General features: G+C 39.6%; 9 protein-coding genes. All 9 read right to left on the bottom strand.

Annotated features, from left to right (window positions below; genetic code table 11):
- Positions 1-380: 380 nt before the first annotated feature.
- The 9 genes from BUA88_RS16600 to rpoC all read right to left on the bottom strand — a co-directional run bounded on the left by BUA88_RS16600 (position 381) and on the right by rpoC (position 14,811).
- On the bottom strand, positions 381-503 hold the full coding sequence (locus tag BUA88_RS16600; RefSeq protein ID WP_278335517.1) for a hypothetical protein: 123 nt from the start codon (positions 501-503) through the stop codon (positions 381-383).
- 175 nt (positions 504-678) lie between these two features.
- Positions 679-1,071, bottom strand: a complete 393-nt coding sequence (locus tag BUA88_RS04935; protein ID WP_072913481.1) for a CdiA C-terminal domain-containing protein — start codon at positions 1,069-1,071, stop codon at positions 679-681.
- Between the two features lie 218 nt (positions 1,072-1,289).
- On the bottom strand, positions 1,290-2,717 hold the full coding sequence (locus BUA88_RS04930) for an HRDC domain-containing protein (RefSeq protein WP_072913478.1): 1,428 nt from the start codon (positions 2,715-2,717) through the stop codon (positions 1,290-1,292).
- Between the two features lie 31 nt (positions 2,718-2,748).
- Positions 2,749-6,174: a UvrD-helicase domain-containing protein gene (locus BUA88_RS04925; protein WP_072913476.1), complete on the bottom strand. Its 3,426-nt coding sequence runs from the start codon at positions 6,172-6,174 to the stop codon at positions 2,749-2,751.
- A 321-nt stretch (positions 6,175-6,495) separates the two neighbouring features.
- Positions 6,496-7,683: an elongation factor Tu gene (gene tuf, locus BUA88_RS04920; RefSeq protein ID WP_072913474.1), complete on the bottom strand. Its 1,188-nt coding sequence runs from the start codon at positions 7,681-7,683 to the stop codon at positions 6,496-6,498.
- Between the two features lie 117 nt (positions 7,684-7,800).
- Positions 7,801-9,918 (bottom strand): elongation factor G, encoded by a 2,118-nt coding sequence (fusA, locus tag BUA88_RS04915; RefSeq protein WP_072913471.1) that lies wholly within the window; start codon positions 9,916-9,918, stop codon positions 7,801-7,803.
- Positions 9,919-9,933: 15 nt separating this feature from the next.
- Positions 9,934-10,404, bottom strand: a complete 471-nt coding sequence (rpsG, locus tag BUA88_RS04910) for a 30S ribosomal protein S7 (RefSeq protein WP_143002002.1) — start codon at positions 10,402-10,404, stop codon at positions 9,934-9,936.
- Between the two features lie 142 nt (positions 10,405-10,546).
- On the bottom strand, positions 10,547-10,966 hold the full coding sequence (rpsL, locus tag BUA88_RS04905; RefSeq protein ID WP_015548550.1) for a 30S ribosomal protein S12: 420 nt from the start codon (positions 10,964-10,966) through the stop codon (positions 10,547-10,549).
- A gap of 170 nt (positions 10,967-11,136) precedes the next feature.
- Positions 11,137-14,811 carry a DNA-directed RNA polymerase subunit beta' gene (gene rpoC, locus BUA88_RS04900; protein ID WP_072913467.1) on the bottom strand — a complete coding sequence of 1,225 codons (3,675 nt, stop codon included), beginning with the start codon at positions 14,809-14,811 and terminating at the stop codon, positions 11,137-11,139.
- Positions 14,812-14,816 lie beyond the last annotated feature (5 nt).

The raw sequence follows: 14,816 nt of genomic DNA, 5'->3' as shown, positions 1-14,816 counted from the left end.
ACTTGGAGGCTTATCCATTGCAAGAAGCCTTTTCACTGTGTTGCGTGAGATACCAAGGAGTTGAGCTGTAGCGCGTTTCGACTTCGTTTGCTTGTACACTTTCTGTACAGCTGCCCAATCTTCCAAGTCTTTCACCTCTTTTTTCTCCTTTCCGTATATACGAATTGATATACGAAAAGTATTGTATTTTTCTTAAAGAGGGGGGTCAATTCTAAGTATTAAATTTTCAAGGAACAACAATTATAATATATGACAACAGGATTTACTTGTTATATCTGGTGGCTCAATTCTGAGCGTAAATCCTGGGTCAGTTTTAAGTGTAAATCAACAATCCTCGAAGGGTATAATTTTATAATTTGGGTTGGGCTGTTCGCTCGTTATTACTCGATGATTGTAGCAACACGACCAGAACCTACTGTTCTACCACCCTCACGATTCACTCCATAGTTTATCTTAATTACGAATGGCGTTTTTTCAATGTTTCTTTTGATGTGATTATTCATATTCGCATCATTTTTTATGGTTTTTAGGATTTTTGGTACCAAAACAGTACCAGAGCTAGATAAAAAGTCTCATATATAAGAAAAAGACTCTGGGCCCTTCGCTAAATCCAGCGATGGGTCGAGTCCTATCTTGACTATAGAATATCATAAATTCTCAGAAATTGTCAACTTACCTTTACTTTGGTGGATACTTTAACAGCTCTCCATTTTTTCTAATCACATACAATTTCTTTAAATATGGGCGTGAGTAAAACTCTTTCTCTAATTGTGATATACACTGTTTCTCTGGTAGCTTTGTATGTCTCAAATCAAAAATAATGTATTTAGATTGCTGTACAGCCTTTCTAAAGTTATCCTCAATAGTTCTCTTTCCATTACCAAAAGGACACTTCATTTCCCATTCAACGCCTTCCATTCTAATGTCTGGTGTATGATTTCCAGGGATACTGCTAGGTTTAAGAAAAGTAATATTCTTGCCTAATTCTGCGAAGTATTTAGCCATTTCAAATTCATGTTTTTCAGGCGGTGTATTTAAAGCTGATATATCAATTCTGCCCACATTTGACATACTTAAGTGAATTCTCCTTTATATAACGTTTTATCAGTTTACAAATAATAAGGTAAAAAATCAAGTAAAAAAATGACGGGGTAAATCCCCGTCAGCCGGTGGACCAGAGTCTTTCGACTAGCCCAAATTATTAGCGGGCGTCCTGCCCACCTATATGTGGACCCGGGTCTTATGACCAGCCCTAAGTGATATTATAATAACAAGCCATATAAACAAATTCAAGAATTATTATTTATTATTTCCAAAAATGCCTCTCCATACTTTTCAAATGCTTTTTCACCAACTCCTGGAACTGTTAGCATTTCTTCCTTGCTTCCTGGTTTTCTTTGACTTATATTTGCTAACGTACTATTATGACAAATCGTAAATGCTGGCACTCCCAATTCTTTCGCCATATTCATACGACATTCTTTAAGCTTTTCATACAGCGCTTGTCCGTCTTGATTTAAATCACTATCAGATATTTTTCTCTCGTTCAGCGCTATTTGAGACTCAATTTTAGTTTTAGCTATCTCCAAGATTTCTTTCATTTCTTTGCTAAACAAGAAATTATCATCCTCGTATATTTCTCCGGTTATAGGATCAACGCCTTTTTGCAATAAATCTATAAATTGGAGCAATACGATTTTTTCTTCCTTTATTTCACTAACTCCTTGAGACTCCCTGCTCCTCTTTCGCTCTAGTGGTACATATTGTTCATTCTTTTCTATAAAATTTGAATACTGATTATCTTGAAATTCTCCACGTTCTATGATTTCATCAAAGTGGACCACAAGATAATTTATATGCAAATCTTTTAGCCCTCCAACAATCACATCCAACTGAGCAGCTCCAGCTTCTTCTGTCCCATTATCTCGATTCATAATATTGTACCCAAGCGAATTCGAAAGAACATGAGCACATTCATCTTTAGCTCTAAATAGCCATCCCTCTTTTTTCAACACCACTGTATTGGGATTTTCGTCTACCAAATCCCAATATGTCTTTTTCCCAATTCGCTCTACAACTTGTTTCTGCGCTATGACTTTATGGGATTCTAAAATTAGATTGTCTGATTTTGTACTATCATCATTCTTTGAATCAATTAATTGTTCTATTGATCTATCTCGAATAACAATATCAGGACTATCTTCCTCTAGTTTTTTCAATCTTGCATAAACACTCATTAATTCTACAGAACTATTATTCCCAGATATAGCCCTAGCTCTATTAGCATATTTACGAGCCTTTTCTAACTCATTCAAGTCACAGTATGCCGCCGCAAGAGATGTAAATAATGAAGGTGACCATATCTTGCCTTCATATATTCCAATATAATGTTCACCTACTTCAATAGCTTTTTCTGGTCTATGTTTAATCCTATATAATGATGTTATTCTAGGTAAAAGTGCTCTTGCCTCTGAAAGACTAGCTTTTTCCATAGCCTCCTCAGCTAATTTTAAAGCAAAACCAGTATTACTTGTCATTTTTGCTCCGTCTAGTAACTTAATAATCTCATCTACTGATTTTTCTTCAAAATTTTCATTTTCCATTAATAACTTATTTAATTCAGTGACTACAGATATCGGTGCAACAGTATAGTCGGATTTTAACCATTTGCCTTTTTTGAAGTAGTATTTTTCTCCATTATATTCATATGTTTCCATAATTACTCCTACATAAACATATTATCTTATATCATCTTTCAACTAGTCCCAGTTTTTTTAATCTTGCTGTTATTCCTCCAGCACTACGTTTATGAATTGCCGCCATCTCCTTAATTGATTTTCCATTATTAAATTCTGAAATCAGCTGATGGTCCTCATCTATGGTCCAACCAACATGAGAATTAGCTGGTTTTCCATTTTCAGCATTATACATTATCCTCTTTGCATACTTATCAATTCTTTGTGATTGATTTATAGTAGCTTCTGCTTTGTTTTTATCAACTTCAATTACAATATTAGACGTATACGTGCAGTAAGGATAACTCATACAGCCCATAAACTCTCCATTAACTCCATTTCTTTTGATAAGGAAATTATCACATACAGGACAACGATTATTATTTCTAACTGCATCCATATTTGAAGCTTTATAAGTACAGGACGGATAATTACTACAACTAACGAATTCTCCCCCTTCCTTTCCTTTTCGTTTCACCAATGTTCCGATTTTGCATACTGGGCAAGACAATGGTTTTGTTCTCTGTGGGTCAATCACCATTTCCAATTTAACTCTATTATCCTCAGGATATGTATCGACAACACTACTTGCCCCAGTATTTTGTTCGAGCATTTTCAAATCATCTACAAATCTAGAAGATTGAGTTATTGGAGCTATAATATAAGTAAAGTTTTTTGTTCTGGTCATTGCAACATAAAATAATCTTCTTTCTTCTGCGAACGGATAATTCTCTGCATTTTTTCTCAGAAGATTTAGCACTGGATCATCTACAATTTGGTTTGGAAATCCTGAACGAGAATTTCTTGCATTAAGAATTATTACATTATCTGCCTCCAAGCCCTTTGAACGATGAACTGTCAAATAACGCATCTTTAAATCAGGATATTCAGATAAAATAACTGTAGTTTCACCACCTTCCCTCTGAATATAAAGATTTTTATCCTCAGCAAGTGCTTTTATGTCACCATTATTTCTGCCTAATAAAAGAATTTCTCCATTAGGACAGGCTTCCACTATTTCCTTAACAGCAAGTCTAAACGCTTGCGCAAATGAGATTTCAATCTCAGCTTCTTTCTCTTCCAAAATCGGTCTATAGGAACCAGTGTACCACGCAATTCGAATTGGATTCTCAAGATGTTTATTACTTTTTAATTTCTTTGGTGTTTGATATTCATTTTGCTGTACAAACGCACCTGAAATATCTAGCAACTCTTGAGAATTTCGATAAGTTTGAATTATATCAGTTCTTGAATAAAGACCAAAATAATTTTCAAAACTCACTAATAAATCTACTTCACTACCTGTAAATCTATATATAGACTGCCAATCATCGCCAACACAAAATAACTTAGCTTTACTTTGTTCAAGTGTAGCCTTTGCTAATCTATATCTTCCAACTGATATATCCTGATACTCATCTATGATGACATATTTATAATTAGGTTTAAAAGCCCCCTGCTCTATATAGCCTGCCGCCTGCAGAATCATATCATTAAAATCAATCTTTTCTTCTTCAATAAGCATTTGACCATAGTAGTCATAAAAACTCTCAGCAAAATCTAGAAACATTTGATCTCGACTCTTGCGTCTTACAATTGATTCTTTCGATGCTAAACTATCTTTATAATTACCAATTACTCCTCTTAACTCATCAAATTTCGTCTTACTATATCCGTACGATTTGAATAGCGAGATAAAAGTGGACAATAAAGATTTAAAGCTTTCAATATTTCCGCTTGCATCACCCTTTAATATTTCTCTAATCACATCACAGTAACGGACTTCATGCTTAGTCACCCCAAACTTCTCATAGTTTTCATTCACTGCCTGGCTGATTGTATTCTTTCTAAATTGCCAAGAATATGTCTCGGCAAGATTAGTTCCGCTTTCCTTATGCAAATTACGTTTCCATTCTATTCCTTCAAGATATTCTCTCTCAGCTGGAACAGAATACTGCTTTGCATTTCCATTTTCATCTATTCCAAAATGTTCCCAATACGTATCGCTCTCTATTAGATAGAAGTCTGGTCTGTATTTCTTTCTATAATTTTGTTCGTCATCATATGGGTATTCTTTTTCATATTCATATTCAACTCCATCAAGAAAAAACATATTAGCGAGCATTACTTCCTCAGCACTCTTCATTTTTTCATTACGAATTGATAGCTTCTGAGTTCTTAGCTTGTATATCTGAGTCTCCAATAGATGAATATCCTCTGAAATCTGCTGCACTTCTTCATTGTCTGTTTGCTGCCCATCAAGCATGTTATTTTTATTGTCTTGAAGTTTTTCCAGTCTACTAATTAGTGGGGCAAGCTTGGCGTCTAGATTATCTATTTCATCATTCAATAAATCAACTTTAATCTTATTGGAATATGCCTCGTACATTCCTTTAATTGTCGTCAAATCTTGACATTGCTCTTCTTGAATTCTTCTACCAATACTTGTGTCGCCATCAAACACTGGTAGCATCAATGTTCCTAATAGAATTAAGAAGTTCTTAGCAAGTTCATTATCGTTATATATAATATCAGCAAGATATCTATCAATATATTTACCGATATCTTCAGCAACATCTGGTGTTTTCATATTGACGTTTCTAATAACACTTAATCCATATTTATGAAAAGTTGAAGATTCAACATCTATACCGAGTTTTCTGATTCGTTCCCCCATTTCACCAGCAGCTTTACGAGTAAATGATATAAGAAGAATATCCTTTGGATTAATACCTTTACGTTCAACTAAATATTTTACCTTAGCCGCTACGGTAAGAGTCTTTCCAGAACCTGCACCGGCAATTACAAGTTGTCTTAAATCGTCATTTACAACAGCGTTTCTTTGATTTTCATCCAAAGATTTACCGTCTATGTTACTAAGCAACTCATTGCAGATACTCTTTTCATTCTCCATATACCTATAGTTTAAATCTACAAGGTATTGCTTAGGATTATTATAAATTTTCATGAAATTCTGTATTACCAAACTATCAGCTATATATCGGCTACTCTTACTAGCTAATTGTTCTGCTTCTTCCAAGAATTGATCAGCATATGGTTTTATGTCCGGAGATACTATAAATTTTTTTGCATTGCCAACCATTTCTATATACTTATTGCAATAATCAGACATAGCACTTGCTAAAGTAGTAACATTATTAAAATATATTTTTGTGGGTAGTTCCTCCTCATAAGTTAAGAATCTTACAGCCTCATCAAATTTATATTTTTTACTAACAAGAATTTCCTTATATAATTTTGCCTTTCCTAAAAGTCGTTTTTCTTTATCCTCCTCTATAAATTTTCCAAGGCAAGAATCTACTTCTTGGAGTAAGTCTTGAACATCTCTAATAAATTTATACTTTGATATAATCTTATAAACAATAACAATAACTATAATTGAACATAAAGCTATGATAGCAATGTACTCTTGTCTCACAATCTTCACCTCGAATATATTAATGACATAATTACATTATATAACACTTGATGCCGCCTCTCCATATAAAGAAAGACCTATGGTAATTATGATATGTACCCTCTTTACTGGACAATATAAAGTTCAGTAAAGAGGGTACATATCACTTTTTCTCATAGAGAAGAAGTTTTTTTATTATGTTCTGGTACTAAACCTTCTAAAAATAGTACTAGACACTATTTTTTACTAACCCCATTTTCCTATTTTGGCAATAAAAAAGGCTCCCGAGAAAACTCTCGGAAGCCTTGATTTTACTATTTGGGTTGGGCTGTTCGCTCTCGATTATTCGATGATTGTAGCAACACGACCAGAACCTACTGTTCTACCACCCTCACGGATAGCGAATGTAAGACCCTGCTCCATAGCGATTGGGTGGATGAGCTCGATTGTCATCTCTACGTTATCGCCAGGCATGCACATCTCTGTACCTGCTGGAAGCTCGCAAACACCTGTAACGTCTGTTGTTCTGAAGTAGAACTGTGGACGATAGTTGTTGAAGAATGGAGTATGACGACCACCTTCATCCTTTGTAAGAACGTAAACCTGAGCTGTAAACTTTGTGTGGCATGTTACAGTACCTGGCTTAGCAAGTACCTGTCCACGCTGGATCTGGTCACGGTTAACACCACGAAGAAGTGCACCGATGTTATCACCAGCCTGAGCCTCATCAAGAAGCTTACGGAACATCTCGATACCAGTTACAACAGTCTTCTGTGTATCTTCCTTGATACCGATGATTTCAAGCTCGTCGTTAAGGTGAAGAACACCACGCTCTACTCTACCTGTAGCAACAGTACCACGACCTGTGATTGTGAATACGTCCTCTACTGGCATAAGGAATGGCTTATCTGTCTCACGCTGTGGATCTGGAATGTAAGAATCTACAGTGTCCATGAGCTCCATGATCTTGTCGCCCCACTCACCGTTTGGATCCTCAAGAGCCTTAAGAGCTGAACCCTTAACGATTGGGCAATCGTTGAAGTCATACTCCTCAAGCTGCTCTGTAACTTCCATCTCTACGAGCTCGATAAGCTCCTCATCGTCAACCATATCACACTTGTTAAGGAATACAACGATGTAAGGTACACCTACCTGACGAGAAAGAAGGATGTGCTCCTTTGTCTGAGCCATAACACCGTCAGTTGCAGCAACTACAAGGATAGCGCCGTCCATCTGAGCAGCACCTGTGATCATGTTCTTTACATAATCAGCATGGCCTGGGCAGTCAACGTGTGCATAGTGTCTCTTCTCTGTCTGGTACTCAACGTGAGCTGTAGAGATTGTGATACCTCTTTCTCTCTCCTCTGGAGCCTTATCGATGTTCTCGAAATCTACCTTTGCGTTACCAGATACACGCTCAGCAAGTACCTTTGTGATAGCTGCTGTAAGAGTTGTTTTACCGTGATCTACGTGTCCGATAGTACCGATGTTACAATGTGGTTTGGTTCTGTCAAAATGCTCTTTTGCCATTTTTAAAAATCCTCCTTAAGATAATGCCCTTCAATGGGCTGTTTAGTTCTAAACTCTCGATATTTCCGATTATAATGGAAATATCGAGATTTTTCAACTATCTAGTATTTTTCTATATTATTTAGCATGGTTAGAGATAATCTGCTCCTGAACGTTCTTTGGAACTGGCTCATACTTCTCGAAGAACATTGAGTAATTACCACGTCCCTGAGTAGATGAACGAAGCTCTGTAGAGTATCCGAACATCTCTGCAAGTGGAACAAGTGCTCTAACAATCTTGCCGCCGCCAAGATCATCCATAGACTGGATCTGACCTCTCTTAGCGTTAAGAGATCCGATTACATCACCCATGTACTCCTCTGGCATAGTAACTTCAACCTTCATGATAGGCTCAAGAAGAACTGGAGCTGCCTTAGCCATAGCTTCCTTGAAGCACATTGAACCAGCAATGTGGAATGCCATTTCTGATGAATCGACTTCATGGTAAGAACCATCGTAAACGTCTGCTTCTACACCAAGAACAGGGAATCCGCAAAGGATACCAGCCTTAGCTGCTTCCTCGATACCCTCACCAACAGATGGGATGTATTCCTTAGGAATAGCACCACCAACTACTGAAGACTTAAATCTGAATGTCTCCTCAGCGTTAGCATCCATTGGAGTAAATCTAACCTTACAGTGACCGTACTGTCCACGACCACCTGACTGCTTAGCATACTTGTATTCCTGATCAACAGGCTTTGTAAATGTTTCCTTGTATGCAACCTGAGGTGCACCAACGTTAGCCTCAACCTTGAACTCTCTAAGAAGACGATCAACAATGATCTCAAGGTGAAGCTCACCCATACCAGCGATGATTGTCTGGCCTGTCTCCTGGTCAGTATGCTGACGGAATGTTGGATCCTCTTCAGCAAGCTTTGCAAGAGCCTCGCCCATCTTCTGCTGTCCAGCCTTAGTCTTAGGCTCGATAGCAAGCTCGATAACTGGCTCTGGGAATTCCATAGACTCGAGGATTACTGGGTGCTGCTCGTCGCAGATTGTATCACCAGTTGTTGTAACCTTAAGACCTACAACAGCTGCGATATCACCAGAGTAAACCTTGTCTAACTCTGTACGCTTGTTAGCGTGCATCTGAAGAATACGACCTACACGCTCCTTCTTATCCTTTGTAGCGTTAAGGCAGTATGAACCTGAGTTCAATGTACCTGAGTATACACGGATAAATGCGAGCTTTCCAACGAATGGATCAGCCATAATCTTGAATGCTAAAGCTGCGAATGGCTCATCATCTGATGAGTGCTTCTCAACTGGGTTGCCATCCATATCTACACCCTGGATAGCTGGTACGTCTGTAGGAGCTGGCATGAACTCAAGGATTGCATCAAGAAGCTTCTGAACACCCTTGTTTCTATAAGCAGATCCACAGCATACTGGGATAGCCTTACACTCGCAAGTACCCTTACGAAGTGCTGCCTTAAGAGCATCTACAGATGGCTCTTCGCCCTCAAGATACTCCATCATAAGATCATCATCTAACTCACAGATCTTCTCAACAAGCTCTGTATGATAAAGCTCAGCATCCTCTGCCATATCAGCTGGGATGTCTGTGATAGAAATATCATCACCCTTATCATCGTTATAGATGTATGCCTTCATCTCGAAAAGATCGATGATTCCCTTGAAATCATCTTCCTTACCGATTGGAAGCTGAAGAACGATAGCGTTCTTCTTAAGTCTGTCACGGATCTGATCAACAGCTCCGTAGAAGTTTGCACCAAGGATATCCATCTTATTGATGAAAGCCATTCTTGGTACGTTATATGTGTCAGCCTGTCTCCAAACATTCTCTGACTGTGGCTCAACGCCACCCTTTGCACAGAAGACACCAACGGCGCCATCAAGTACACGAAGGGAACGCTCAACCTCAACAGTGAAATCTACGTGGCCTGGTGTATCAATGATATTGATACGGTGCTCAAGAGCACCCTTCTTAGGCTTGCAGTTTTCCTGCTCAGTCCAGTGACATGTTGTAGCAGCTGAAGTGATTGTGATACCTCTCTCAGCTTCCTGCTCCATCCAGTCCATGGTTGCAGTACCTTCGTGAGTATCACCAATCTTGTAGTTTACACCAGTATAGTAAAGAATACGCTCTGTAAGTGTAGTCTTTCCGGCATCGATATGAGCCATAATACCAATATTTCTGGTACGCTCAAGTGGATATTCTCTTCCTGCCACTGTTCGTCCCTCCTATTAGAATCTGTAATGAGCAAATGCCTTATTAGCTTCTGCCATTCTATGCATTTCTTCTTTTCTCTTAACAGCTGAACCTGTGTTGCCAGCTGCATCCATGATCTCGTTTGCAAGACGCTCTTCCATTGTCTTCTCAGTACGTGAACGTGAGAACATTGTGAGCCATCTAAGGCCAAGGGCCTGACGACGATCTGGTCTTACTTCGATAGGTACCTGATATGTAGCACCACCGATACGTCTAGCCTTTACTTCAAGTACAGGCATAACGTTGTTCATAGCTTCTTCGAAAACCTCAAGTGCAGGCTTTCCAGTCTTTTCTGCGACTCTGTCAAATGCACCATATACAATCTTCTGAGCTACACCCTTCTTACCATCAAGCATGATGTTGTTGATAAGCTTTGTAACTACCTTGCTGTTGTATATAGGATCTGCCAATACGTCTCTCTTTTGAGTATGTCCTTTTCTTGGCACGATACTTCCCTCCTTAACTAAAATTTGTTAGATCAACGGTACTCACACTTAAAACTATGTGTTCATGCGCTATTTATTCTATAGAGAAAAAATAACAACATTAACCAAAATAAATGTGAATTACAACTTTTTGCTAAATATCTTATTTAGCGTCCTTAGGTCTCTTAGCGCCGTACTTTGAACGTCCCTGCTTGCGGTTAGCAACGCCGGCTGTATCAAGTGTACCTCTGATTACGTGATAACGTGTACCTGGTAAATCCTTAACACGGCCACCACGAATCAAAACAACGCTATGCTCCTGAAGATTGTGACCCTCGCCTGGAATGTATGATGTTACTTCGATTCCGTTTGAAAGACGAACTCTGGCAATCTTTCTAAGAGCTGAGTTAGGCTTCTTAGGTGTAGCTGTCTTAACAGCTGTACATACACCACGCTTCTGTGGTGAAGAAGTGTTTGTAGGCTTCTTCTGAAGAGAGTTATAACCTCTCTGAAGTGCTGGTGCTGTAGACTTCTTTACAGATGTCTGACGACCTTTTCTAACTAGCTGGTTGAATGTTGGCATTCTTTTTTACCTCCTAATTTATTTCTTCGCATGGATATAGGCATAGTTATCCTATTAGCGCATGCTAGAACATTATATTTCCTTGAAATCATTATGTCAACCCTAAAAATGTGAAAAAACTAGGGTCATTTCTGACCCTAGTCCATCAATTTCAATATATAATCTCGAGATTACTCCTCAATTTCTACTAATTCGTCTGAAACTAATTCTTCAGACTCACCAGTTACATCCTCGAAATCCTCTGGAATCTCAACATTAGCTAAATCGTTGTCTGTTGAAAGAGGAATATTTGAGTATCTCTTCATACCTGTACCAGCAGGGATTAAGCGACCGATGATAACGTTCTCTTTAAGACCGTTAAGTGGATCAACCTTACCCTTGATAGCTGCATCAGTAAGAACCTTAGTTGTCTCCTGGAATGAAGCTGCTGAAAGGAATGAATTTGTAGCAAGTGCTGCCTTTGTGATACCAAGAAGTTCCTGTGTACCTGTAGCAACTTCCTTGCCCTCTGCTTCCATCTGCTCGTTTGCTTCCTCAAAATCAAGCCAATCAACAAGTGAACCTGGCATAAATCCTGTATCACCTGCTTCGTCGATTCTGATTCTCTTAAGCATCTGACGGCAAAGTACTTCAATATGCTTATCGTTGATATCAACACCCTGTAAGCGGTATACACGCTGAACTTCACGGATGAGATAATCCTGAACAGCTGCCTTACCCTTGATAGCAAGGATATCATGTGGGTTTACAGAACCTTCTGTAAGCTCATCACCAGCCTCAAGCTCCTGACCTGAAAGAACCTTGATACGTGATCCGTAAGGAATGAGATATTTCTCAACATCGCCTGTAGAAGAGTTTGTTACAACAACTTCTCTCTTCTTTGTCTTAGAGTCCTCTTCAATAGAAACTGTACCAGCAATCTCTGTGATGATAGCAAGTCCCTTAGGCTTTCTAGCCTCGAAAAGCTCCTCTACACGAGGAAGACCCTGTGTAATATCGTTACCAGCAACACCACCAGTATGGAATGTTCTCATGGTAAGCTGTGTACCTGGCTCACCGATTGACTGTGCAGCGATGATACCGATTGCTTCACCGACCTGAACGGCACGACCTGAAGCCATGTTAGCACCATAACACTTAGCACAAACACCAACGTGTGAACGACAGTTAAGTACGTTTCTAATCTTAACCTTCTTGATTGGCTCGCCCTTATCATCAACACCACGCTCAATGATTGCAGCTGCACGCTTAGGTGTAATCATATGATTTGCCTTAACAATCATCTCGCCCTTAGCATCGTAGATAGAGTAGCAAGAGAATCTACCTGTGATACGGTCCTTAAGAGACTCAATCTCCTCACGACCATCCATGAATGCGTATACCCACATACCTGGAATCTCACGGTCTGTTCCAGCAACACAGTCTGACTCACGGATAATAAGTTCCTGAGCAACGTAAACCATTCGACGTGTCAAGTATCCAGAATCGGCTGTACGAAGAGCTGTATCTGAAAGACCCTTACGAGCACCATGAGCTGACATGAAGTACTCAAGTACGTCAAGACCCTCACGGAAGTTTGACTTAATAGGAAGCTCGATAGTCTTACCTGTTGTATCAGCCATCAATCCACGCATACCGGCAAGCTGCTTAATCTGCTTGTCAGAACCACGGGCACCTGAATCAGCCATCATGAAGATGTTGTTGTACTTATCAAGACCTGAAAGAAGAGCACTTGTAAGCTCATCATCAGTCTCTTTCCATGTATCTACAACTTCACGATAACGCTCTTCCTCAGTAATAAGACCTCTCTTGTACTGACGAGTAATCTTATCAACTGTCTCCTCAGCATTAGCAATAAGCTCTGGCTTCTGAGGTGGAACTGTCATATCTGAAATAGAAACTGTCATGGCAGCAATTGTTGAGTAGTGGTAACCCATAGCCTTGATATCATCAAGAACCTCTGCTGTCTTTGTAGCTCCGTGTGTATTAATAACCTTTTCAAGAATCTGCTTTAACTGCTTCTTACCAACGTGGAAGTCTACCTCTGGTGTAAGCTCATTCTCTGGATTTGTACGATCTACGTAACCAAGATCCTGAGGAATGATTTCGTTGAAGAGAAGTCTACCAAGTGTAGATGAAACTGTACCTGTAACTACAGAACCGTCTGCCATAGTCTTTGACATACGAACTGAGATACGTGCGTGCATTGTAAGAGCCTTGTTCTCGTATGCAAGGAGTGCTTCGTTAAGGCTCTTAAATGCCTTACCTTCACCAAGCTCTTCGCGGCTATCGCCTACTGAAGTACCACGCTCCTGTGTAAGGTAGTAAATACCAAGTACCATATCCTGTGAAGGAACGGCAACAGGACCACCATCTGAAGGCTTCAAGAGGTTGTTAGGTGAGAGAAGCATGAATCTACACTCAGCCTGTGCCTCCTGTGTAAGTGGAAGGTGAACAGCCATCTGGTCACCGTCGAAATCGGCGTTGAAAGCTGTACATACAAGTGGATGAAGCTTGATAGCTCTACCTTCTACAAGGATTGGTTCGAAAGCCTGAATACCAAGTCGGTGAAGTGTAGGAGCACGGTTAAGCATAACTGGATGCTCTTTAATGACATCTTCAAGGATGTCCCAAACCTCTGGCTCAAACTTTTCAACCATCTTCTTAGCATATTTGATGTTGTGGGCCATACCATTACCAACGAGCTCCTTCATAACGAAAGGCTTGAAGAGCTCAAGTGCCATCTCCTTTGGAAGACCACACTGGTAAATCTTAAGCTCTGATCCAACGACGATAACTGAACGTCCTGAGTAGTCAACACGCTTACCAAGGAGGTTCTGTCTGAATCGTCCTGACTTACACTTAAGCATGTCTGAAAGTGACTTAAGAGGTCTGTTTCCAGGACCTGTAACAGGACGACCACGTCTACCGTTATCGATAAGAGCATCAACAGCTTCCTGAAGCATACGCTTTTCGTTACGTACGATGATATCAGGAGCACCAAGCTCTAACAATCTACGGAGACGGTTATTTCTATTAATGATACGACGATATAAGTCGTTCAAATCAGATGTAGCAAAACGGCCACCATCAAGCTGTACCATAGGACGAAGATCTGGTGGAATAACAGGGATAACTGTCATAATCATCCATTCAGGTCTGTTTCCTGACTCGCGGAATGCCTCAACAACCTCAAGTCTCTTAATGATACGTGAACGCTTCTGGCCTGTAGCGCTATCTAATTCAATCTGAAGCTTTGTAGCCTCTTCATCGAGATCGATATCTCTAAGAAGCTCCTGAATAGCCTCAGCACCCATTCCTACTCTGAAGCCGTTACCATACTGCTCTCTTGCTTCCTGGTACTCAGCCTCTGTAAGAACCTGCTTGTACATAAGAGCTGTCTCACCTGCATCAAGTACGATGTATGATGCAAAGTAGAGAACCTTCTCTAATGTCTTTGGTGAAAGATCAAGAATAAGTCCCATACGTGAAGGAATACCCTTGAAATACCAAATATGTGAAACTGGTGCAGCAAGCTCGATGTGACCCATACGCTCACGACGAACTGATGCCTTTGTGATTTCAACACCACAACGATCACAAACTACACCCTTATAACGAATCTTCTTGTACTTTCCGCAGTGACATTCCCAGTCCTTGCTAGGTCCAAAAATCTTCTCGCAGAAAAGACCATCCTTTTCAGGCTTCAGTGTACGATAATTGATTGTCTCAGGCTTTTTAACCTCGCCACGAGACCACTGTCTGATCTTCTCAGGTGATGCCAATCCAATCTGTATTGCGTCAAATGCTATTGGTTGATATGTCGCTTCTTTATTCTCTGGCATTTTGT

Origin of the sequence: Pseudobutyrivibrio xylanivorans DSM 14809, from assembly GCF_900141825.1 — a bacterium.
Classification (GTDB): Bacteria; Bacillota; Clostridia; order Lachnospirales; family Lachnospiraceae; genus Pseudobutyrivibrio; species Pseudobutyrivibrio xylanivorans.
This window is presented reverse-complemented; position numbering and strand designations above follow the sequence as displayed.